This window comes from Burkholderia sp. HI4860 (assembly GCF_002223045.2).
Taxonomy (GTDB): Bacteria; Pseudomonadota; Gammaproteobacteria; order Burkholderiales; family Burkholderiaceae; genus Burkholderia.
On record NZ_NKFO02000001.1, the window covers coordinates 1 to 23,327 of the forward strand.

Consider the following 23,327-nt stretch of genomic DNA (forward strand, 5'->3'; position numbering starts at 1 on the left):
AGGATGAATCGGCTCGTGTTCACGTAGAAATCGCAGGCCGGCCTGCCGTCGAATGCATCGAGCAACGTATCGAGCGTGCGGAATTCGGCCAGCGAGAAATGCGGCGTACCGAGCGCTACCGCGACGAGTGCATCGCCGGCCGCGCCGTGGTTCAGCGTGCGGCGAATCTCATCGAGATCGGCCATCGTGACATCGACCGTGCGTGGCGCCGCTTGTCCGTGCAATGCGGCGTCGAGCGTAGGCGCTTCCGGTGTCACACCGACCGCATGGAACAGCGCAACGGCCCCGCTCGACGCGGCGGCCGCGCCCAGTGCCTTGAGTTCGTCTTCCGTGGTGTCCGCCGGCAGCCCGACGATCGCCGGCACGACCGCGCCGCGATCCTGCCGATCAGCAGCCCGAGTGCGGCGAAATAGATGTCGCGCGAGGCCAAGCGACTGAATTCCGGTGCGTTGAACACGATCCGCGCGGCGCGATTCGCTTCGACATGCAGCCCCGCATACGGCGCACGCCCGGTGATCGCAGCGGCCAGGTCGAGAAAATCGCCGTAGCGGCTCGTCGCGCGCCGAGCACCGAGTCGCGAACACGATCGCGTTCGATTCGGCCCACGCGATCTGCTCGCCTTTCGCGGGACGGTTCTTCAGTTGGTACGGCGCGCACGTGAAGCTCGATTCGCAGCGAGCTGCAGATGCGCATCCATCAGGCGCTGCGCATCGCGCTGGATCGTGCGGTCGCCGTGGTACAGCTCCGGATGGATCAGGTCGAGCGACCGACGTTCAGCGTGGTCGGCACCGCGACCTTCGCGCCGGTGTCGACGAAATACTCGACGAAGTCGAGGCTGGTCTGGCCGTGGTAAAGGCAGCCGTCGATATGGGCGGACGTGATGTCGATCAAATGCGGCGCGGACATCACGTGCGCCGTGCGCGCGACGATCCGCATCGCGCGCGCGACGCCCTCGCCGAAATCCCCGCGCAGCATCGCGCTGTCGCGGTCACTCAACTGCAGCATCGGTTGCTCCTCTGACGCGTGCCGGCGGCGCCGGCTCGTGAAATCCGTCAGGGGACTCTACAACTGGAAATAAAAACTGTCCAGATCAGCACTTAACCGACATTTTCAAAAACCAATTTCCACCCTTGAGCGGCTTTGAAGCGACCAATGGCTCGAATTCAGCTCCAGTTTGCCGCCAGCCAGCTGTCTAGCGTTCCGAGGTCACGCTGAACAGCTCGTCGCGCAGCGCCTTCGCGCGATCGCGGCCGAACTGCGTCTCGAATTCGTCCTGCGCGGCCTGCCAGGCGACTTTCGCTTCAGCGAACGTGCGCTCGCCCAGCTTCGTGAGGCTCAGCGCATGCGCGCGCGCGTCGTGCTCGGACGCGGCCGTCGCGACAAAGCCGTCGCGCTGCAGCGGCTTGAGCGCGCGCAGCAGCGTCGTGCGATCCATCACGAGCGCATCGGCGAGTTCGCTCATCAGCAGGCCGGGCTGGCGCGTCAGGTTCGCCATGATCGAGAACTGGGCGGGCGTGACGCCGACTGGGCCAGATGGCGTTCGTACAGTTGCGTGACAAAGCGCGCCGCCTGACGCAGCGCGAGGCAGTTGCACGCCTGGGCAATCGAGGTGTCGTTCATGTTTCGCAATTTATATGTGCATATGCATAAAGTCAATGTACACTCCGCCGTAACCAGGCCGGCGGCCGGCCTCGCGTCAAGGAGACGGACATGGACTACATCGACAAGCTGCGGATTTTCCGGTCGGTGGTGGAGATGCGCAGCTTCACGCGCGCCGCCGACATGCACGGCCTCGCACGGCCGGTCGTGTCGCGCGCGGTCGCGGATCTGGAAGCGCGCTTCGGCAGCCGGCTGCTGCACCGGACACGCGCCAGGTGTCGCTGACCGAAACGGCCGAGCGCATCTACGAGCGCTGCGCGGCCGTGCTCGACGAACTCGACTCGCTCGAGGCGGAAGCGCAGTCGCCGACGCGCGAGCCCGAAGGCTGCTGCGGCTCGTCGCGCACACGACGGCCACGCTGAACCGGCTGGTGCCGCTGATCGCCGGCTTCAAGCCGCGCACCCGAAAGTGCGCCTCGACGTGACGCTGACCGAGCGCCCCATCGATCTCGTCGGCGAAGGCTACGACATCGTATCGTCGTCCCGTACATGCTGACGAACGAATCGACCGTCGTGCGGCTGATCGAGCGGATTCCGCTCGTGATCGTCGCGACACCCGCGTACCTGCGCGCGCATTCGCGCCGGTCGCGCCAGCCGATCTCGCCGATCACCCATTCGTGCCGATGTCGCCGTCTCTGCGCCGGCCCGCGCTGTCGTTCCGCGTCGACGGCAACACGCTGACCGTGCCGTTCCGCTTCGACATCTCGTCGAACAGCCCCGTCTTCAACCGTGAAATGGTGATGCACGACTTCGGCATCGGCGTCGTGCCGAAGACGCTCGTCGATGCCCAGCTTGCGTCAGGCGCGCTCGTGCAGTTGCTGGCCGACGCCGATCTCGTCGATGCGTTCGTCGAGATCAAGCTCGCCTACGCGAACCGCGCGCTGCTGCCGCGAAGGTCAAGACGTTCATCGACTACACGGCCGCTTATTGCGACCGCGAAGGCTGGATCGTTCCGGCGGCCGCCTGACGCCGATTGGTACAGCCGCGACAACAATCTGATCGTGCCCCGCCGCTCGCTTCGAGCCGCATTGCCTCCTAACATGTGTACATGCACAAGATGACGCTCACCGATGACGATTGCTTCGCGGTCCGGCAAGCCGCCCGACGAATCTCGCAGTTCTACGAGCGCTATCTGTCGCGGGCGGGCGTGACGCCGTCGCAGTACAGCATTCTCGCGCTGCTGCGCGACCGGCCCGGCCTGACGATGGCGACGCTGTCGACCGTGCTGGTGATCGAACGCACCGCGCTGCTGCGCGCGCTCAAGCCGCTCATCGGCGCGGCGCTGGTGGCGGGCCAGATCGAGCCGCGGTGCCGCCGCCAGACCTTCGCGCTGACCGCGCACGGCGAAACGAAGATCGCCGACGCGCACGTGCACTGGCTCGCCGCGCAGGAAGCGTTCGAGCAGCGGTTCGGGTCGACGCAGGCGGCCCGCCTGAGAGACGAATTGTTCCGGATCACGCACAACCTGCCGGAACGCTAGCCCTTCCCCGATCGACGACATGCGTCGATCGACTTGATAAGTGCATATACATAGGTGAATCGATGGATACGACCCAAGCCGCTGCCTCATCCCGTGAAGCAGCCACACTCGACAGCCGCGAAGCAACAGCGCCGCGTGCCGTGGATGCGCATCGCGGTGGGTGCCGTCGTCATCGTCGTCGCCGCGCCGCGCTCGACTGGCTGTTCGTGCTGCGCTTTCAGGAAAGCACCGACGATGCGTATGTCGGCGGCGACGTGACCGTGCTGGCGCCGAAGGTCAACGGCTTCGTCGACAAGATCCTCGTGACCGACAACCAGCGCGTGAAGGCCGGCGACGTGCTCGTGCAACTCGATGCGCGCGACTACGACGCGAAGCTCGCACAGGCCAGCGCCGAAGTCGACAGCGCGCGCTCCGCGGTGACCGAACTCGAGGCGAAGCAGCAACTGCAATTCGCGGTGATCGGCCAGCAGGCGGCCGAGAAGAATGCGTCGTCGGCCGAGCTGACGCGTGCCGCGTCGGACCGCGTGCGCTATCGCGAGCTCGTGAAATCCGACGCCGTGTCGAACCAGATCGTCGAACGCGCGGACGCCGACTATTCGAAGGCCGGCGCCGCCGTCGACCGCAGCGACGCCGCGCTGCTCGCGTCGAAGCGGCAGCTCGACGTGCTCGGTGCGCAGCTCGCCGATGCGCGGGCCCGCGTGAACACCGCGCTTGCCGCGCAGCGTGTCGCCGCGCTCAACGTCGAATACACGACGATCCGCTCGCCGGTCGACGGCTACGTCGGCAACCGCACGGCCGCGTCGGGATGCTCGCGAACGTCGCGTGCCGCTGCTGACCGTCGTGCCGGCGTCCGGCCTGTGGATCGACGCGAACTTCAAGGAAGACCAACTGCGCAAGATGCACGCGGCGATCGCGTCGACGTATCGCTCGATGCGTCGAACACGAAACTGCACGGCCGCGTCGACAGCCTCGCGCCCGCCACCGGCGCGACCTTCAGCGTGCTGCCGCCCGAGAACGCGACCGGCAACTTCACGAAGATCGTCCAGCGCGTGCCGTGCGCGTGCATCTCGATCCGCAGCCGGGCCTCGAGCAGGTGCTGCGCCCCGGGCTCTCCGCGGTCGTGACCGTGCATACCGATCACGCGAACTGAACGGGAGCCGACGATGACCACCGCGTTTTCCGGCGACCCGGCGTCGCAACCGACGAAGCAGCGCGTGTTCGCGTTCGCGCTGATGTGCGTCGGCTTCTTCATGGCGACGCTCGACATCCAGATCGTCGCGTCGTCGCTGCGCGACATCGGCGGCGGCCTGTCCGCCAGCCAGGACGAACTGTCGTGGGTGCAAACGCCTACCTGATCGCCGAGATCATCGTGATCCGATGTCGGGCTGGCTGTCGAAAGTGATGTCGACGCGCTGGCTGTTCGCCGCATCGGCGGTCGGCTTCACGATCACCAGCATGCTGTGCGGCGTCGCGTGGGACATCAATTCGATGATCCTGTTTCGCGGCTGCAGGGTGCGCTCGGCGCCGCGATGATCCCGACCGTGTTCACCACCGCGTTCGTGCTGTTCCCGGCAAGCAGCGGCTGATCGCGTCGACGACCATCGGCGCGCTCGCGTCGCTCGCCCCGGCGATCGGCCCGTGATCGGCGGCTGGATCACCGATCAATGGTCGTGGCACTGGCTGTTCTACCTGAACCTCGTGCGGGCATCGCGGTGGCTGCGCTCGTGCCGCGCTACGTGCACATCGACGAACCCGACCTCAGCCTCATCAAGCGCGGCGACTATCTCGGCATCATGCTGATGTCCGGTTTCCTCGGCTGCCTCGAATACGTGCTGGAGGAAGGCCCGCGCAAGAACTGGTTCGGCGACGACGCGATCGTGATCTGCGCGTGGATCTCCGGCATCTGCGGTTTCCTGTTCATCGTGCATGCGCTGACCGCGAAGGATCCGATCGTCGACCTGCGCGCGCTCGTCGTGCGCAACTTCGGGATCGGCAGCCTGCTGTCGTTCGTGACCGGCATCGGGATCTTCGTGACCGTGTTCCTGACGCCGCTGTTTCTTGCGCAGGTGCGCGCGTTCAGCTCGCTGCAGATCGGCATCGCGTTGCTGTCGGTCGGCGCGTTCCAGCTGATTGCGCTCTGCGCGTATGCGTTCGCCGCGCGCTACTTCAGCCTGCGCGCGCTGCTCGTGTTCGGGTTGATCTGCTTCGGGCTCGGCTGTTACCTGTACACGCCGATCACGCACGACTGGGGCTGGCGCGAACTGCTGCTGCCGCAGGCGCTGCGCGGCATCGGCCAGCAGTTCAGCGTGCCGCCGATCGTGACGATGGCGCTCGGCTCGCTGCCGCAGTCGCGCCTGAAATCGGCGAGCGGCCTGTTCAACCTGATGCGCAATCTCGGCGGGGCGATCGGCATCGCGGTGAGCGCGACGATGCTCAACGACCGGCTGAACTTTCACTACCTGCGCCTGAACGAGCACGTGAGCGCCGGCCAGCCGCAGATCGCGTCGCTGCTCGATCGGCAGGCTGCGTACTGGACGTCGGTGGCCGGCAACACGCTGGACACCGCGCAAGCCGGGCTCGCGAACCTGCATCACCTGATCTATCGCGAGGCGCTCACGCTCACCTATGCCGATGCGTACTACGCGCTGTCGCTGTGCTTCGTCGTCGCGCTGCTCGCGGTCGTCTTCTCCAAACCCATTTCCCTGAACGCGCCGCCGCCGGACGCGCACTGAGGTTGAGGTCATCCCCATCATGAAAAAACTTCTCGTCGCCCTCGCCGTCAGCGCACTCGCCGCCGGATGCGCGGTGCAGCCCGCGCAGCATCCGGCGCTTCAGGATTCGGTTCGGACGCTCGCGCCGGACGCATGGGACACCGATGTGCCGCGCGCGGACATCGACGCCGCCGCGTGGTGGGCGCAATTCCACGATCCCGCGCTCGACCGGCTGATCGCCACCGTGCTCGACGGCAACCTCGATCTGCAGGCCGCCGCCGAACGCGTGAAGCAGGCGCAGGCGCTGACCGTGCAGAAGCGCGCAGTGCTGCTGCCCGAACTCGATGCGACCGCGCATGCGGCCGACGCACGCCAGAACACGCCGCCGCCGCTCGGGTATGTGCGGCAGGCGGGTGCCGGGCTCGCGTTGAGCTGGTCGCCGGATGTGTTCGGCGGTGAACGGCTCGATCTGCTTGCCGCTCAGGCCGAGCTCGTCGGGCAGAAGCATGCGGAAGATGCGATGCGGCTCGCGCTCGCGGCCGATGCGGCTTCCGCGTATGTCGATCTGCGCTGGGCGCAGCAGGAATTGAAGATCCTGCAGGACAACGCGAAGATCCGGCAGCATGCGCTCGAACTCACGCGCAAGCGGCAGACGTTCGGGCTGTCGACCGAGCTTGACGTCACGCGTGCGCAGAACCAGCTCGATGCGCTCGAAGCGCGGATTCCGCCGACGCAGGCGCAGATTGCGCATCAGCTCAATCTGATTGCGGTGTATTCGGGGAGGACGCCGGAATCTGTTGATCGGCTGGTGCTCGCGCAGGCGGGGAAATTCCCGCGCCGCCGGTTGGCGCACCGGGTACGTTGCCTTCCAGGCGTTGCTGCGGCGGCCTGATGTACTGACCGCGTATGCGCAGGTCGAGCGGCGGGCCGCGCAAGTCGGTGTGGCAAAGGCCGAGCGGTATCCGAAGTTTTCGTTGAACCTGACGGACGGGATTCTGGCGGCTTCTTATCTCGGGTTGCCGACGTTGACCGATAACCTGTTCAGTGCGGCGTTGAGTGCGACGAGCCCGATCTTCAATGCGGGGCGCATTACCGCCGACATCTCGCAGAGCGAAAGCCGGATGCGCGAGTCGGAACTCGGGTTACGGCAGACGATGCTGCAGGCGCTGAGGGAAGTCGAGGATGCGCGGGCGAATCTCGTCAGTTCCGATGAGGCGACGCGCAGGCTGGGTAGCGCGCTGGCTGCGTCGGACAAGGCGCTTGGGTTGGCGAATCAGCTCTATAAGGGCGGTGCGACGGATTTTCTGGATGTGCTGTCCGCGCAGGAGGTTTATCTGCGGGATTCGGATTCGCTGAATCAGGTCAAGCGCGAACATGCGCTGGCGGCGGTGGCGCTTTATCGGTCGCTCGGGGGTGGGTGGAGCAGGAATGACGCGGCGGGTGGGCCGCCGACGGAATCGGAGGAAGTGGCGAAGAACTAGGCGGGATCACGACAGGGCGGCGGCTTCCATACTTGCCGGCGCCCCGCTCTTCAGCCGCACGATCCGAGACATTGGACCGTCGTCAACGCAATCGAGTAAGCCACGATCCACGCAATACCCAATCCGACGATCACGGTGACGATACGCGTGATGAGTTTGTGCCAGAACCGGACCGCAACAAACACGCCTGCCGCCAACAGGAGCACCATGAGGATCGGCCAGATCACGTTCATGGCGAATTACAACGGCGGCCGCTTCAGCTTCACCCAGCGCTGCACCGACGGCCGTTCCCACTGCGCACGTGCATAGTCGGCGAGGCGCTGCGGCACCGGATCGTCATTCAGCACCAGACGGTTCAGCATCACCGCCAGGTCGACATCCGCGATGCTCCACTCGCCGAACAGGTTCGACGCGCCCGGTGCAAGCAGCTTGTCGGCGGCCACGAACAGCTTCTGCGCGGCGGCCTGCGCGAGACTCGACAGCGGCTCGCTCGACGGCCCGTAGAACAGCACTTCGGTCGACCGCTCCGTCCGCACCGGCATCAGGTCGCTGCGCAGCCACGCCTGCACCTGTCGCGCCCGCGCACGCTGGCGCGGCTCGACCGGATAGAGCCGCGTGCCCGGGAAAGTCTCGTCGAGATACTCGGTAATCGCCGACGATTCCGACAGCGCGAAATCGTCGTGGACGAGCGTCGGCACACGTTGCGTCAGCGACGTCGCCGCGTAGTCGGGCGCGAAATGCGCGCGGTTGCCGAGGTCGACGGTCACCAGTTCGTAAGGCAACGCTTTTTCCTCGAGCGCCACGAAGACCGACATCGCGTAAGGGCTCGTGTATTGCGTATCCGCGTAGAGACGGAGATGACCGGTTTGCACTGCAGGCTCCTTGTGGGTGCGGAGGCCGGTGGCGGCGCGTTGATGCGCCGACGGGCTCCGGGTGGGTCGATGCGGTTGTGTGACAGGTTAGCAGCGGCCGGTTACGCGGCGCTCGTGGTTTTGTATGGGCTGTTGCTGCGTCGTCACGCGGCGTCGGGCCAGCGGTAGCCGATCACTTCGTTCAACGGGTACGCGAGTTCGCGTACTTCTTCCAGCTGATTGCCGCCGAAGAGATACACCTGCTCGTCATCGTGACGCAGGTAGAAACCGACGTGCCCTTTCCAGCTCGCGGGATCGTCGCGGGTCAGGATTGCAATGCAGCCGTAGACCGGGCGTTCCAGCGGCCTCCCCCATTCGAGCCACGAACGCGCAAGCGCCGAGCCCGTGCCGCGTATGCCGGCGTGCGTCATGCACCAGTTGACGAAGGACGAACACCAGGAAATCTTGTCGTCGTAGCCGACCAGGTTCGTCTGGTTGTTGTATTCGACGATGCGCGGGTTGATGCTGCCGGGCGGATGGCGGCGGATGCCGAGTTCGGCCATCGCGACGGGCATCCACGGCGGATGGGCGGCGTCCGGTTTGCTCTCAGGGTTGAATAGGGTCACGTCGTTCTCGGGCGAGTGTGTTGTGCGGTCAATCTTCGCATGAATGCGGTGACTGGCGCACCCTGCTTCCTTGTGATTTCCTTTCGATCCGCTCGTATCATATCGGCAGCCTCCTCGACCTCCCAAGCTGCCATGCGCATCACGCCCCTGCCGCCCCTTCAGTGCCTCATCGCGTTCGAAGCCGCCGTGCGGCATGCGAGCTTCACGCGCGCGGCCACCGAGCTGCATCTGACCCAAAGCGCGATCAGCCGGCAGATCCAGCAGCTCGAGGAATTCCTCGGCCGCTCGCTGTTCGTGCGCGAACATCGTTCGCTGCGGCTGACGATCGCCGGCGAGCAATACGCCGCGCAGGTGCACCATCTCCTCACGCAATGCGCGGAAGCCACGCACGATGTAATGAAGCCCTATGGCGATCTCGAACTGACGATCGCATGCTCGTCGGGCGTTGCGCTGCTGTGGCTCACACCGCGCCTGCCCGCGTTTCGCGCCGCCTATCCGGACATCAAGCTGCGGCTGATCGTGCGCGACGGGCTCGCGTCGATGTCGCCGGCGGAGTTCGACGTGGGTGTGTACTACGTGCGTCAGCAGGCGCCGGCCGAATACACCGCGCGCCGCCTGTTCGACGAGGAAGTGTTTCCGGTCTGCTCGCCCGGCTATCTGGCCGGCCGCACGCTCGACGCAGCCGATCTTGCGAACGAGACGCTGCTGCGTCTCGAGGATGGCCAGCGCCAATGGATGTCGTGGTCCGAATGGTTCGACCAGAACGACATCGACCGGCAGAAGGCACGGCCGCAGGACATCACGATCAATTCTTATCCGCAGATCGTACAGATGACGATTCTCGGCCAGGGTGTGTCGCTCGGCTGGCGCTACATGATCGACGCATGCATCGAGGCCGGCCTGCTCGTGCGCGTGACGGAAGCATCCGCGAGCCACGGCGGCGGCTACTACGTGATCTCGCCGAACGACCGCGCGCAGAACCACGCCGCACGCCTGTTCACACGCTGGCTGTTCGAACAGGCGGAGAAGCAGACCGCGTCCTGATTGCGATGCATGCGCGTAGCGCATGCGTGCATGCAAATCTTTCGTTTCAGAAAAAAATCGCGCTGTCCTTAGCATGGGTTCACGCGGGGCAGCCGTCCCGCCTTCTGATTCCGATAGAGGAAGAGACCATGCAAGGAACGCTTTCCCCGCGCGCCGCGCCTGCCGTCGATGCGGCAGTGCAGCAGCGCCGCCGCGCCATCGTCGCGACCGTGATCGGCAATGGTCTCGAATGGTTCGATTTCACCGTCTACAGCTTCTTCGCGGTCATCATCGCGAAACTGTTCTTTCCGACCGGCAACGAACTGACGTCCGTGCTGCTGACCGTCGCGACGTTCGGCGTCGGCTTCTTCATGCGGCCCGTCGGCGGCATCGTGCTCGGCATCTACGCGGACAAGGTCGGGCGCAAGGCCGCGCTGTCGCTCACCATCCTCATGATGGCCGCCGGCACCGCGCTCATCGGGCTCGCGCCGACCTACGAACAGGCCGGCATCGCCGCGCCGCTGCTGATCGTCGTCGCGCGGCTGCTGCAAGGCTTCTCGGCCGGTGGCGAGATGGGCGGCGCCACCGCGTTCCTCACCGAATACGCGCCGCCGGAGAAGCGTGCGTACTACTCGAGCTGGATCCAGTCGAGCATCGGCTTCGCGGTGCTGCTCGGCGCCGCGACCGGCACCTTCGTCACGACGTCGCTCGACACGCAGGCGCTGCATAGCTGGGGCTGGCGGCTGCCGTTCCTGCTCGGGATCATCGTCGGGCCCGTCGGCTACTACATCCGCAGCCATATCGACGAGACGCCCGCCTTCAGCGCCGTCGAAGCGCAGGCAAAAGAAAGCTCGCCGCTGAAGGCAGTGCTGTCCACCTACCCGCGCGAGACGTTCGCGAGCTTTTCGATGGTCATTCTGTGGACCGTCTGCACCTACGTGCTGCTCTTCTACATGCCGACGTATTCCGTGCGCACGCTGCATCTGCCGCAATCGACCGGCTTCGCGGCCGGCATGGTCGGCGGGCTGATGATCATGTGCTGCTCGCCGATCGTCGGCCGGCTCGCCGACGTGTGGGGACGGCGCGTATTCCTGTCCGGATCGGCGCTGGCCATCTTCTTGCTCGCGTGGCCGATGTTCGCGTGGATCAACCATGCGCCCGGGTTCACGTCGCTGATCGTGTTCCAGGCCGTGTTCGGCGTGCTGATCGCGACCTACACGGGGCCGATCCTCGCGGCGTTCGCCGAACTGTTCCCGACCAAGGTGCTGTCGACCGGGCTGTCCGTTGCGTACAACTTCGCGGTCACGATCTTCGGCGGCTTCGCGCCGTTCCTGATCACGTGGCTCATCGCCCGCACTGGCAGCAACATGGCGCCGGCCTTCTACGTGACGCTCGCGGCGGCCGTCAGTTTCATCGGAACGCGCTTCGTGAAGGACGCCAAGCGGGCGGCTTCCGTCAATCGATAAGGATCTCTATCCATGACCATTACCGTGCTGCAAGGCGGCAACGTACTCGATCTCGAACGGGGCGTGCTGCTCGACCATCATCATGTCGTGATCGACGGAGAACGGATCGTCGAAGTCACCGATCGGCCGGTGGATTTGCCGAATGCGCAGGTGATCGACGTGCGCGGCAAGACCGTGATGCCGGGATTCATCGATTGCCATGTGCATGTGCTGGCTTCGAATGCGAACCTCGGTGTGAATGCGACGCAGCCGAATATTCTTGCCGCGATTCGGTCGTTGCCGATTCTCGATGCGATGTTGTCGCGCGGGTTCACCAGCGTGCGCGATGCTGGGGGCGCAGACTGGAGTTTGATGCAGGCGGTCGAAACCGGGCTGGTGTCGGGGCCGCGGATTTTTCCGTCGGGAAAGGCGTTGTCGCAGACCGGCGGGCATGGGGACTTTCGGCCGCGCGGGGATTTGCTGGAGCCTTGTTCTTGCTGTTTCAGGACGGGGGCGATTGCTCGGGTGGTGGACGGGGTCGAAGGTGTGCGGCTTGCCGTGCGTGAGGAGATTCAGAAAGGCGCGACGCAGATCAAGATCATGGCGTCAGGTGGCGTGGCTTCGCCTACCGACCCGATTGCGAACACGCAGTACTCCGAGGACGAGATTCGGGCCATCGTGGATGAGGCCGAAGCCGCGAATACGTATGTGATGGCGCATGCGTATACGGGGCGGGCGATTGCTCGGGCGGTGCGGTGTGGGGTTAGGACGATCGAGCACGGGAATCTCGTGGATGAGGCGGCGGCGAAGCTGATGCGCGAGCATGGCGCGTTTGTCGTGCCCACGCTTGTCACTTATGACGCGCTGGCCAAACACGGCGCGGAGTTCGGGATGCCGCCGGATTCGGTGGCAAAGGTGGCTTCCGTTCAGCAGAAAGGCCGCGAATCGCTGGAAATCTATGCGAACGCCGGCGTGAAGATGGGGTTCGGGTCGGATCTACTCGGGGAAATGCACGCGTTTCAAAGCGGAGAGTTTCGGATTCGGGCGGAGGTGCTCGGGAATCTGGAAGCGCTCAGGTCGGCGACGACCGTCGCGGCGGAGATCGTCAATATGCAGGGGCAGCTTGGGGTGGTGGCCGTGGGCGCGATCGCCGACCTCGTCGTGCTGGATGGGAATCCGCTTGAAGATATCGGAGTCGTGGCCGATGAAGGCGCGCGGGTCGAGTATGTGTTGCAGCGGGGGGCGCTTGTGAAGCGGCAAGCCGGTGGGCGTTGATTTGATGATTTGACGCCATTCGGCTGTTTCGGCAGGCGCCGTGTCGCCTCACGGACCTTGCGGTCGTGACAGTTGTTGAAGGTGGCTGGAGGTGTGAGTCGCGGCGTTTGCAGCAATGGCCGGGGCGGTGTCGCCCCGGCAGTCAGTCGCATTCGGGAAACGCCTGCATTCCACTCGCTAGGGCCGCATCAAGCGGCCCTTGCAGGCGTTATAGCGTCGACGGTCCACGGTCAAGATCGTGGTACGGCTGCTCTCGCAACGCCAACTGGCTGTAATCCGGCGTGATCGTGATCTGCCGGGTCGCGTAGTTGGCGTCCACGTATACGCGGTCGCCAGGCTTGAATCCGAAGATCTTGAAATCAATGTCGATCGCCTTCATCCACGGCAGATACGGCCAGCCTCGCTTGGGAAGGTCCGGGTAGTTGCGCAGGACCAGCTCAAACGTCTTTTGCATGTTGACCGGTTTGTTCTTTCTACGACGTGGCTTAGTATTGGCGTCAGCCATTTCCGACTCCTGGTGTGAGTTGGTGGTGGTCAGCGGGTCGTATGGGTTGCCGCCCATGCGGCCCGCGCTTTTTTGATGCCTTGGGTTTTCCCTTCTTTCTCCCCCTTCGCTGGGTCTTGTTGGGCAAGACGGCTTACGGTCGACCATCGGGGCGGAGGGGACTGCGTTCTACTCCCGATGACGAGAAGCAAGGCTTCAAGACCAGTGTAGTCGGGCTGGCATCTCAGAAATGGGGGATTGGGGGGATTGGCCGTTAGGTATAGGGAGCGTGTCCGTGCCTGATGTTTCATGTCAGTGATTCGGAGGACTTGTACCCCATGAATCGCTAGGGAAACGCTGATCAATGGACCAACTTCCGAAGTTGCAGGCGAGATGGCTTCAAATTTTCTGGATGACGAAGCGAATCGGCGCTCAATTCAGTGAATTTGGCGCGTAAGCGAGCCTCCCCTGCTCGCATTTTTCATACGCATGACGGACTGCTCCCATGGACCGATCGCAACAGATTTCGCGCAATCACCAGATTCGCCAGAGCGAACAGGCTGAACAGTTGCGCGGTGTTCTTGGCCAAGCCCTTGTATCGGGTCTTGCGATGCTGAAACAGATTCTTGACGATATGAAACGGATGCTCAACCCGCGAACGGATCTGCGCCTTGGTTCGCTCGAGCGCGATCACCAGGTCCTTCAGCGCTCCTTCTTGCATCGCCTTGATCTTTCCCCGCCTGGCAGCGACGTGCCACTTCACGGCCTTGCCCGCCATTTCCTCGCGCTTGTCGACGCCAATGTAGCCCGCGTCGGCGAACACCTGCTCTTCATGCCCGTGCAGCAGGGCATGAGCTTGCGATACATCCGACACGTTGGCCGCCGTGCCAACCACACTGTGAATCAGGCCCGAGTCGGCGTCGACGCCAATGTGGGCTTTCATGCCAAAGTGCCATTCGTTGCCCTTCTTCGTTTGATGCATTTCCGGGTCACGGCTCTTCCCGGCATTCTTGGTCGACGGCGGCGCTTCAATGATCGTCGCGTCAACCAGCGTGCCTTCCTTCATCATCAGCCCACGCTCGCACAGCGAGATGCCAATCTCGTCGAACAACTTCCGTGTCAGTTCGTGTTCGATCAGCAGGCGCCGGAACTTCAACAGCGTGGTTGCATCAGGCACGTTCTCGATCGCCAGATCGATGCCGGCGAAGGCTCGCAGCGTGATGCTGTCATACAGCGCGTCTTCCAGTCCTTCGTCCGACAGTCCGTACCACTGTTGCACGAAGTAGATTCGCAGCATCCGCTCAAGGCCAATCGGCGGGCGACCTCGCGTGCCCTTCGGATAGTGCGGTTCGATGGCCGACAGCAAGCGCTGCCACGGAACGACCTTCTCCATCTCTTCCAGGAAGCGTTGGCGCCTCGTCACTCGCTTCTTGCCTGCAATTTCCGCTTCCGCGAAGCCGATCTGCCTCTTCATCGTCGTGGGTCCGTTCCGTGAGCTGTCTTCTAAACGTCCTCGGCTACGTCTGCGATGACCGCCGAGCCGAATAAATCAGCGTTTCCCTAGGGCCGATCGATCCCCGACTATTTCAATTTCGGGAAATACGTCGACCGCAACTCTTCTTAAGCCGTATCGTCCAAGACTGCCAACGCTCAACGCGTAGGTTACGCACGGCCGCTTATGGCCGTACCCTTAGGAGCCACGTTGGAGCGCCAATCGTGCGAGGTTACCGCCAATGCCAACGGCGGCAATCGATGGCAGATTCAACCGGTCGATGCATCATAGTCCCGAGAGGAGGTATGAGAGTGGATCGGTCATTCCCTGCCGTCACTCGCGGACAAGTCATTGGTCTTTGCCGATGCTCCGATGACGGCGATTGCGTAGCAGCTACTAGTTTCTTTCCGAACGTTCGCACCACGGTCCAGAAACGAGTTTTCTGCCAAATCGACATAAACCCTACAGCCATGTATGTCCAAACACGCCTTCACGCCAAGATCAAGTTCAATATCGTTGACGGATGCGCAAGGAAAACGTCAAAACCTTCGCTACCGTTCTGGGCCTTGCCTCCTCCCGGAAGCTGGTGTCGAAACTCACGCCCGCTCGTCGTTGTGCGGAGGGCGTCAGCACAGCAGCTGGTCACGCCTCCGCTTTTGTGAAACAAGCCATCCAAAATTTTTATCAATTTTCGATCGGCCAAAGTGATTCGAGTCGGGGAAACCAACAGTCCGCCCGAAGCTGCTAACTATTTGCTTGCGGCTACAGCTGCGTCCTCCACCCATTTACCGAGGTTATCCCTACCGTTGTCGTTGTTCCACAGGTAGTGGTTGTACCCCTTAACTCGCAGGTTGCAGCACCCAGTGGTGTTCCCGTCCAGATCCTTGATCTTGCTGATATCAATGGTCAGAATGCCATTTCCCCGAGAGATACTCTGGTCGATCTCGTACTTGACCCATCGACTCTTGTCCGTATTCGCGCCGACCAGCACCACGGTGACTGTCGTACCCTCGAGCTGTTTGTCAATCCATGCTTTGATGGCACTGTCGCCCTTGCGCTCGACCTCTTCGAAGTCCGCTTTATCGATGAATCCCGACTTGATTGCACCCGTGATGACATTGCTATTGCGCACATTCATTGCACGCTGGACATCGTCATACTTGAAGCTGAAGAAGACTTTTCTTGCCATTTCTGTTCCTAGATGATTTTCAGAAGTTTCAACACGATTCCCATGGCGGCATCGAGATCTGTCTTATCGTCGCCAAGAGCTTGTAGTAGCGGCAGCATTTGAGCGCCGTTCTGGTGCTTGGTCGGATCAAAAGTTGCGAGCACCTCCTCCCAAATCTTTCGGGTTATCGAGCCGGTAATACCGACGGGGATGACGAATACACCTTTCTCGCGAGCAATGTCAAATTCCTCGCGCATTCCGTTCGACTCCACAACGTCATCACCCTGCACTTTATTTCCAAATAGGAAGATAGCGATGCCCGCGTGATCAATCATCGTGTGGCGATACTCCCGCCACAGTTCTGGGAGTGGTCGGGCTCCGGCTCGAGTCTGGGGAAACGGTCGCAAGACCAACTGATCGGTGTCGAGGCGACCTCCATTCATTATGGTCTGCTCAAGGACACCCGTGATAACCGCGCTGCCGATACCGAGACCAAATCCTGAGATGACCCGAAAGTCTGCCCTGCTGATTTCGCGGCTCAGGTTGTACACAAACTTCTCAGACTCGGCCTGGGTCCACGGCGAGTAATCGTGTGCGGCTCCAGAGATAAAAATCGTTCGCCGTTTGTGCTTGTCTTCAACTGCTTTCAGGACAGTCGTTATCTCAGCGTACTCGTCAACATAGGTTGCCTTAATACCAACGCGCAACAGCTCTCCTTCGAACAGCTTTTCTTTTCGCTGTCTATACTCAAAATCGGCCTTGCTTTCACCTTCACTTTGGCTTACCCGCCGCAGAACGCAATGATGCTGCCGTTGGTCCTTCCCATACTGGATTCGGACACGGCTGAGGATGTATTCAAGATTCGGATCAGTGAAACTGAACCCCAAGAACAGGAAGGTCTTTGACACGAGGTCGCCACTCAGCGCAGTAATGAACGGCTGCATTGCAAGGTGGTAGCGCTCGTAGTCATCGCGAATCAACACAGCTTCTGATGCGTGGTCGGCATCACCATGCATCTTGTAAACAATAGCGTCTCGGTGGCGACGCGTCGTCGCCAGCTGCTTGACCGTGTACTTGACGTCAGGAATTTTTCCCGTTAACTCAAGAGCGGATTCAATCAGTTTGTCGTAGTTTGTTGTCCAGAACGTATAAATAGGCAGTCTAGCAAGAATGCGATGATTCTCCGTCGGCACTAAATTCGTAGAGAATTCTGTTACCAGAAGCTGGTTGAGCTTTGCTCGATTTGAGTGATTGACGTTTGTGTGGTACTGCGCCAATGTGACAAGATCCCATTCTTTTTCGACATCAAGATCGAGATCGTCTGCGATCGGCTTCAGCAAAGTTTTCCAATCAACGTATCCAGCACCGCGGGAAAATCCTGCGCCAGCGAATATTGCGAGATTTCCTTCTTCGAGCTCTTTGGAAAGAGCCTCCACGAGTTTTATTTGGTCCCTATGCATACATCCCCCTATTCATTTTTTCTTAAGCCGATCTCGACATTCGCTCATTAAAAAAATCAGAGTTTTTGATTTATATTAAAAAGCAAACGCAATATTCTTAGCCTTATAAATAGCATCACATCGCCCAAACGCACAACATATTGCTACGAATCTATTGAGTGATATCCGATGTACTTCATAGTTTTTACTATACGCAGCGCCAAACGTGAGTTAGCGAGCCGATCAGTGCAACGTTGGACAACGATACCGTCTGGGCTCATCCCGTTCGCTCTCTTAGCCCAACAGCTTCTTGAGGTTTTCCCAGTTCCATGCGTACAACCGGCCCGCATTCGGAACTGCGGTGTAGTCACCGTCCTTGTACCCGATGACCTGAACAATCTTGATGCCCGCTGCACGCGCCATCGCTACCTCTTTGAGAACGCCTTGTGCTTTGTGCGTCTTGGGTCCAACCATAACGACGACGATATCGGCACGGCTAATTGCCGTGCGCGCCTTATTTTCCCAGTCGTCCTCAGGGGCCGCCTCCTTTAGGGAGTGATCGATGACCTCGAACGGGGAATCCTGCAGCTTAGCCTGCCCAAGGATAAAATCTTTCAGCACCCGATCGTTATCGAAGTCAAAACTCACGAATATACGCGTCTTTTCCACGCCTTCCCTCCTGAAAACCGTCCTGAAAAAATGGCCTGCAATTCCGCCGAGCAATAGGCCGCCCACACCTGGAGCGATGGTATTGCCAAGCAATGCGCCTGTACCAACGGCGATTGCCTCGCTCGCCGATAAAGCAGACTGATGAATCCTGCAGAAGTCGCTTCCTTTCAACGGCTGATTGAGACAGCGACGCCCCGATTTGGTACTTGACTTGCAGCGTCTCATTTTTATTCTGCGCCAGCTTTTGTAGCCTATCGCAATTTAATAAAATAGTCCGAATATGACCTTAACCGACATCGCATGACGCCGCCTTGGAATCACTACTCCGTGACTGTAGCACGATCTCTATTGAAATAAGAGAGGAAAATTTCCTCTTGCAATTCCTCATATTGCAATCGCGTTTCGCCAGGGCACGCGGGATGATTGAGACTGGCTCGAATGATCTCACGCAGGATGATGTTCTTCGAACGATCCGCTGGCCGCAGACCGGACAGCGATCTATACCGCCATTGCCCAACACTCGGCCAATGCCAGCAAAGGTTTGCAAGCGTGCGTTGAACATGGGGCGAGTTTTCGAACGGACCAACCATTCGAGAGACCACAGCATGGCTCGGGCGGCGGCAGCAAGTGCCGCAAACCGGACGACCAACCTGACATCGCTAGACACCATTTTGAGTCCGCACGAGCCTGCTCCTCAGGACGCGATGTGTTTCTGCATGAAAACACTCAACGGATCGTCCGTGTAATCACCAAACGGACCCCGACGCTGATATCCGGCAGACGCATACAAAGCCAGCGCCTCGTGTTGATAGGGTCCAGTCTCAAGCCTGATCACCGTGCAACCCGAGTCGACCGCCCGTAACTCAAGCATAGCTATAAGCTTCCTCGCCAAACCGTGCCCACTAGTCATGGCAGACGAGTTGGGCAAAAGGGAAATCGAAGTACCCGGTGACGAAGCCATGCGCGACATCTTCGGCGATCGAGTCTTCAGCCGCTGATTGTTAGCGATGTCTCCGGTACTGGCGAACTTCTCAAAAAAGCGGGCGAATCCGATCGCCTCGTGATATCGCCCGACTCACCGACCATGGAAACAATCGCATCCTATTGAACAACCGCATCGACCATCGCCTGCGCTTCCGACACAAACCGCGAAAAGCGCCGCTGTTTAGGCAATTGCTGCGCGTAACAGGCTGGCCGCTGTTCCTCTGCCACGTGCCCCGCACTGCAAGCGACAATCGTCGGCAACGTCGCATCCCGCCACATGAGATAAACCCGCGCGCCCTGCTTGACCGACACCACCAACGTATTCGGCCCATCCGGCATCCCGTCCTGGCTGTCACCCAGCAGCAACGCCTTCACCACCGCATCAGCCGGTTTCCGCTTCACCGGCAATTCGGTAAACCGAAACTCCGCAGCGTCGCCGCCGAGCACGTCGGTGTAAAACGTCTCGTTATCGAAGATAACGGCAACATCGTCCGTGAACTTGATCCCCGCATCCGCCGTCGCCACCCACGCCTTCAAAAGCGGAACCGTCGTCACAACGAGATTCACCTTCCCGTCATTCGACTTCAAGAGCAGTCCATCCGGCCCGGGCGTAATCCCGTTGTCGATGACGAGGGTCTCCACGGTACTCCCCGCCTTCGAGGAAAACCCTCTCGCCCTGACCGTCCCGACAAGCTTAACCAACCGCGCATTCACCTCAGCGGTGTATTTCTTGTCCAGATCCGCCTGATCTTCCATCCGCGCCGCTGTAATGGTGTCGACGGCTTTCTTCCGATAGGCGAGATAAGAATCGGTAGGCGACGCAATCACCTTCGCCCCCACCGCAGCCGCCACCGCGACGAGCACCGCCGCCCCCACCCCGATCTTCCATTTGGAAATGCGTTTCATTTTTATAGACGCCACCGAATCCCGCGCAAACATGCAAAAACGGCCACCGTAACCCCACGGCAGCCGTCCCTCAGAAACGCCTTATTCTAAATCGCGAATCAGACTTTACTCATCCACCTTGAAAGCCGACACCAATCGTGTCAATTCCGCCGCCTGCTGCTTCAAGCTCGCCGCAGCCGCCGCGCTTTCTTCAACTAGCGCCGCATTCTGCTGCGTCATCTGATCGAGCGACTGCACCGCGTCCCCGATCTGGTCGATACCGGCGCTCTGTTCCAGGCTAGCCTCGGCGATCTCGCTCATCATCGCGCTCACGCCTTGAACCTGCGAGACAACATCGCGCATCACCTTCCCCGCCTCACTCACCAGCCGCGACCCGGTATTCACCGTCCCCGCGCTATGCTCGATCAGCGTCTTGATCTCCTTCGCTGCCTGCGCGCTGCGCTGCGCCAGATTCCGCACCTCAGAAGCCACTACCGCAAACCCGCGCCCCTGCTCCCCGGCCCGTGCTGCTTCCACAGCCGCGTTCAAAGCAAGAATATTCGTCTGGAACGAGATGCTGTCGATCATCACGATGATCTCGGAGATCCGCTGCGACGCGTCGCTGATCTCCTGCATCGTGGTCACGACTTCACCCACCACCTGCCCGCCGCGCGCCGCCGTATCGGCGGCACCGTTGATCATCTTCGCGGCCGTCGTCGCCGTTTCGGTGTTGTTCCGCACCACCGCCGTGATCTCTTCCATCGACGAAGCCGTGCGCTCCAGGTTGCTCGACTGCCCTTCGGTGCGCTCACTGAGATCCGCATTCCCGGTAGCAATCTGCGCCGACCCAGTCGCAATCGACGACGAAGCCGCGCGAATGCTGTGCACCAGCGCCGACAGTGACGACACGAACCGGTTGAACGCATCCGACAACTGCCCGATCTCGTCCTGGCTCTCGACCGTCATCCGGCGCGTGAGGTCACCCTGCCCGCTAGCGATCTCCGACAGCAGTGTCGCCGCGCGACGAATCGGCGCGGCAATCGCACGCCCCACCAGCCAGATCACGAGCAGCGCGACACCCAGTCCCACCACCGCCGCAACCAGCGCGGCGCTACGAATCGCACGCGTCACCGGCCCGAGCAGTTCCGCCTGCGGCACCTCGACGACCACATACGCGTTCAACTCCGGAATGAACGACGTCGCGATGAAACGCGCGCCGCCATCACCGTTGTAGCTCAGGTACGCATACGGCTGCCCGGCCAACAGCGTCGCCGACGCATCCCCCGGCAACCCCTGCTGATCCTTCATGAAATGCTTGCCGTCGATCAGCGACGAATCGCGATGCATCATGATCGCGCCATCGGGACGTACGAGATACGCGAACCCGGTCTCGCCGATCCGGTACGCAGCAATCCCCTTCGCGAGCGCATCGACGGACAGGCTCATGCACGCAGCACCAATCGGCACACCATCAAGCTCGACGCGGCTGTTGATGAACATCATGTAGCCGCCGACCGTCACCTCGCGGTCCATGTTCACGTCGAACGCCTTGCCGGACGACAGGAAGCCGGTCAGCCACTGATCCTTGTCGGTCACCTTCCGCTGCAGGCCGGATTCGTTGTAGTAGTTGCCGCTCTTCACGGACACCCACTGCACCGACGCGGCCTTCTGCTCGTCCTTCACGTTCTTCGCGAGCTGGATCCAGTTGCGCGTGCCGGCGTCGGGTTCGCCGTCGGCTTCCCATTGCAGCAGGAACGCATCGCGCGCGAGAATCCGCGACGCGGCGATCGGCCCGGCCATCTGCCGCTGCACGTCGGCGCGGATGCCGTTCACGGCCGTCGGCAGCTCTTCGCGCACGACGCGATCGCGCACCGCGTTGCCGATCAGGCGGATGCTGAGTCCGCTCGAGATCGCGACGAACACGAGCAGGCAACTCGTCATGCTGAGAATCAGCTTGTTCTGTATGGAAAGCTTGCGCCAGAAATGCATGGGGAACCCTCGATAACCGCTCGGTCTGAGCCAGTTTGGGTTATCGGCATGCACGCGCAGAACCGCATCGCTGATCTCACATGCTCATCATGCGAGATTCGTTATGTTGTTGTCAGGCGGACATATGCGGCCGCTTATAGATGCGCGAACAACGAAAATTCAGCGCCGATCAATATGCAACGAAGATCGTGACACGCCGGTTGCGCGCCCGCGCGGCCGCATCGTCGCCCGCGACGAGCGGCTGTGTATCGGCCCGCCCGATCGCCGCGAGCCGGTGCGGGGCGACACCGCGCTCGGTCAGGTAGCGCACGACGCTCCCCGCGCGCGCCGACGACAGCTCCCAGTTCGATTCGTATTTCGCGTTCGCGATCGGCACGCTGTCGGTGTGGCCTTCGACGAGAATCTCGCCGGTTGCGTGATCGCTCAGTGCCTGCGCGATCTGGTTCAGCACCGGCGACGAATCGGGCAGCAGGCGCGCATCGCCTACGTTGAACAGGATCTTCGCGTCGATGCCGATCTCGACGCCATGCGGCGCCTTCACGAGCGAGATCCGGCCATTCGACTTCAACGAATCGAGCAAAGCGAGCCACGGCGGCGAGTGCTCAGGCGTCACCGCAGCGGTCGCAGCAGCGGATGCACTCGCCGCGCTTTCCGCATGCCGCGCGAGCGTCTGGTACCGCGCGTCCAGCGCGTTGTATTTCGCGAGCTGGAGCACGTACAACGCGAGAAACAGCACCATCAGCGTCGTGATGAGATCCGCGTACGAAATCAGCCAGCGGCCGGATTGCGCGCCTTCGAGTTCGTCGTCGTCGCGATCGGCGGCGGATGCGCCGTCAGTTCGAGCAGTCATGCGATTGGCATTCCGGGTTCGTCGTATGACACACGCGCATCATGCGAGCGATTCGACCGCGCGACCGCGCACGTCGCCGGTCAGGCGCGTCTCGATCGTATGCGGCGATTCCTTGCGCGAGATCGCGAGCAAGCCGTCGAGATACAGCTTGCGAAACCGCAGCTCGCTGTCGATCTGCGCGCGCAGCTTGCCGTAAAGCGGCAGGAACACGAGGTTGGCGAACGCCAGCCCGTACAGCGTCGCGATGAACGCGACCGCGATGCCCGGCCCGAGCTGCGCCGGCTCCAGAATATGGCTCGTCACCTGCACGAGCCCGAGCACCGAGCCGAGAATGCCGAAGGTCGGCGCATAGCCGCCGGCCTGCTGCCACACGCGCACGGCGGCGAGTCGGCTGCGTTCATACGCATCGAGTTCGCGCTGCAACGCGTCTTCGAGCACGGCGGTCGACACGCCGTTCGCCAGCAGTTCGAGCCCGCGGCGCGCGAACGGATGAATGCCGCTCACGTCCATCGATTCGAATGCGAGCAGCCCGTCGAGCTTCGCGCGGTCGCCCCATTCGAGCAGGTCGGACAGGTTCTTGCGATCGACTTCGCGTGCCCGCACGAACGCGAGCCGCAGTTGTTTCACCGCGTCGAAGAAGCGCGCCCAGGTGTTCTGGATCATCACCGCGCCGAGCGTGCCGCCGAGCACGATCACGAGCGCCTCGAACTGGAACAGCATCGAGAAATGCCCGCCTTCCAGAGCGAAACCGAACACGATCGCAGCGCCGCCCAACAGCACACCGGCCAGAGTCAACAGATCCATGCGCGCCTCCTCG

17 protein-coding genes and 6 pseudogenes are annotated in these 23,327 nt (G+C 61.8%); 8 read left to right on the forward strand and 15 right to left on the reverse strand.

The window, feature by feature from the left end:
* Together CFB34_RS00005 and CFB34_RS00010 are read right to left on the reverse strand one after the other, a co-directional pair.
* A pseudogene (locus CFB34_RS00005) lies at nt 1-1,005 on the reverse strand (aconitase X); the annotation flags it as partial.
* 187 nt (nt 1,006-1,192) lie between these two features.
* Nucleotides 1,193-1,620 (reverse strand): annotated as a pseudogene (locus CFB34_RS00010) (MarR family winged helix-turn-helix transcriptional regulator).
* A gap of 90 nt (nt 1,621-1,710) precedes the next feature.
* Here CFB34_RS00010 and CFB34_RS00015 point away from each other — a divergent pair.
* From CFB34_RS00015 to CFB34_RS00035, 5 genes and pseudogenes are all read left to right on the forward strand, one after another.
* Nucleotides 1,711-2,625: pseudogene (locus CFB34_RS00015) on the forward strand (LysR family transcriptional regulator).
* Nucleotides 2,626-2,706: 81 nt separating this feature from the next.
* The gene (locus CFB34_RS00020; protein WP_089443075.1) at nt 2,707-3,138 is read left to right on the forward strand and encodes a MarR family winged helix-turn-helix transcriptional regulator; all 432 of its coding nucleotides are present in this window, start codon (nt 2,707-2,709) and stop codon (nt 3,136-3,138) included.
* A 62-nt stretch (nt 3,139-3,200) separates the two neighbouring features.
* A pseudogene (locus CFB34_RS00025) lies at nt 3,201-4,288 on the forward strand (HlyD family secretion protein).
* Nucleotides 4,289-4,301: 13 nt separating this feature from the next.
* Nucleotides 4,302-5,870 (forward strand): annotated as a pseudogene (locus CFB34_RS00030) (DHA2 family efflux MFS transporter permease subunit).
* A gap of 19 nt (nt 5,871-5,889) precedes the next feature.
* A pseudogene (locus tag CFB34_RS00035) lies at nt 5,890-7,330 on the forward strand (efflux transporter outer membrane subunit).
* Nucleotides 7,331-7,380: 50 nt separating this feature from the next.
* Here the strand turns inward: CFB34_RS00035 and CFB34_RS00040 are convergent.
* The 3 genes from CFB34_RS00040 to CFB34_RS00050 form a co-directional block, all read right to left on the reverse strand.
* On the reverse strand, nt 7,381-7,563 hold the full coding sequence (locus CFB34_RS00040) for a hypothetical protein (RefSeq protein WP_069250984.1): 183 nt from the start codon (nt 7,561-7,563) through the stop codon (nt 7,381-7,383).
* 6 nt (nt 7,564-7,569) lie between these two features.
* Nucleotides 7,570-8,202 (reverse strand): glutathione transferase, encoded by a 633-nt coding sequence (gene yfcF / locus CFB34_RS00045; protein WP_089443079.1) that lies wholly within the window; start codon nt 8,200-8,202, stop codon nt 7,570-7,572.
* A 143-nt stretch (nt 8,203-8,345) separates the two neighbouring features.
* Nucleotides 8,346-8,756, reverse strand: a complete 411-nt coding sequence (locus CFB34_RS00050) for a TIGR02594 family protein (protein ID WP_089428115.1) — start codon at nt 8,754-8,756, stop codon at nt 8,346-8,348.
* Nucleotides 8,757-8,939: 183 nt separating this feature from the next.
* Here CFB34_RS00050 and CFB34_RS00055 point away from each other — a divergent pair, with 183 nt between their 5' ends.
* The 3 genes from CFB34_RS00055 to CFB34_RS00065 all read left to right on the forward strand — a co-directional run bounded on the left by CFB34_RS00055 (nt 8,940) and on the right by CFB34_RS00065 (nt 12,550).
* A complete protein-coding gene (locus CFB34_RS00055; protein WP_089443080.1) occupies nt 8,940-9,851 on the forward strand; it encodes a LysR substrate-binding domain-containing protein in 912 nt (303 codons plus the stop codon).
* Between the two features lie 128 nt (nt 9,852-9,979).
* Nucleotides 9,980-11,296, forward strand: a complete 1,317-nt coding sequence (locus CFB34_RS00060; protein WP_089443081.1) for an MFS transporter — start codon at nt 9,980-9,982, stop codon at nt 11,294-11,296.
* Between the two features lie 12 nt (nt 11,297-11,308).
* Nucleotides 11,309-12,550 (forward strand): amidohydrolase family protein, encoded by a 1,242-nt coding sequence (locus CFB34_RS00065; protein ID WP_089443082.1) that lies wholly within the window; start codon nt 11,309-11,311, stop codon nt 12,548-12,550.
* 208 nt (nt 12,551-12,758) lie between these two features.
* Here CFB34_RS00065 and CFB34_RS00070 read toward each other — a convergent pair whose 3' ends face one another.
* From CFB34_RS00070 to CFB34_RS00110, 10 genes are all read right to left on the reverse strand, one after another.
* Entirely contained in the window at nt 12,759-13,055 is a 297-nt protein-coding gene (locus CFB34_RS00070; protein WP_089429160.1) for a hypothetical protein, read from the reverse strand.
* Nucleotides 13,056-13,515: 460 nt separating this feature from the next.
* Nucleotides 13,516-14,508, reverse strand: a complete 993-nt coding sequence (locus CFB34_RS00075; protein WP_006412423.1) for an IS5-like element ISBmu2 family transposase — start codon at nt 14,506-14,508, stop codon at nt 13,516-13,518.
* A gap of 766 nt (nt 14,509-15,274) precedes the next feature.
* The gene (locus CFB34_RS00080; RefSeq protein WP_089443083.1) at nt 15,275-15,715 is read right to left on the reverse strand and encodes a TIR domain-containing protein; all 441 of its coding nucleotides are present in this window, start codon (nt 15,713-15,715) and stop codon (nt 15,275-15,277) included.
* An 8-nt stretch (nt 15,716-15,723) separates the two neighbouring features.
* Complete coding sequence (locus CFB34_RS00085; protein ID WP_242808526.1) at nt 15,724-17,130, reverse strand: SIR2 family protein; 1,407 nt, start codon at nt 17,128-17,130, stop codon at nt 15,724-15,726.
* A gap of 297 nt (nt 17,131-17,427) precedes the next feature.
* The gene (locus CFB34_RS00090) at nt 17,428-18,027 is read right to left on the reverse strand and encodes a TIR domain-containing protein (protein ID WP_089443085.1); all 600 of its coding nucleotides are present in this window, start codon (nt 18,025-18,027) and stop codon (nt 17,428-17,430) included.
* 469 nt (nt 18,028-18,496) lie between these two features.
* The gene (locus CFB34_RS39160) at nt 18,497-18,772 is read right to left on the reverse strand and encodes a GNAT family N-acetyltransferase (RefSeq protein ID WP_347404410.1); all 276 of its coding nucleotides are present in this window, start codon (nt 18,770-18,772) and stop codon (nt 18,497-18,499) included.
* 131 nt (nt 18,773-18,903) lie between these two features.
* Nucleotides 18,904-19,692 carry a hypothetical protein gene (locus CFB34_RS00095; protein WP_089443378.1) on the reverse strand — a complete coding sequence of 263 codons (789 nt, stop codon included), beginning with the start codon at nt 19,690-19,692 and terminating at the stop codon, nt 18,904-18,906.
* A 105-nt stretch (nt 19,693-19,797) separates the two neighbouring features.
* A complete protein-coding gene (locus tag CFB34_RS00100; protein ID WP_089443086.1) occupies nt 19,798-21,660 on the reverse strand; it encodes a methyl-accepting chemotaxis protein in 1,863 nt (620 codons plus the stop codon).
* Nucleotides 21,661-21,829: 169 nt separating this feature from the next.
* Complete coding sequence (locus tag CFB34_RS00105) at nt 21,830-22,510, reverse strand: OmpA family protein (RefSeq protein WP_089443087.1); 681 nt, start codon at nt 22,508-22,510, stop codon at nt 21,830-21,832.
* A 39-nt stretch (nt 22,511-22,549) separates the two neighbouring features.
* Nucleotides 22,550-23,314 carry a flagellar motor protein gene (locus tag CFB34_RS00110; protein WP_089443088.1) on the reverse strand — a complete coding sequence of 255 codons (765 nt, stop codon included), beginning with the start codon at nt 23,312-23,314 and terminating at the stop codon, nt 22,550-22,552.
* Between the last annotated feature and the right edge of the window lie 13 nt (nt 23,315-23,327).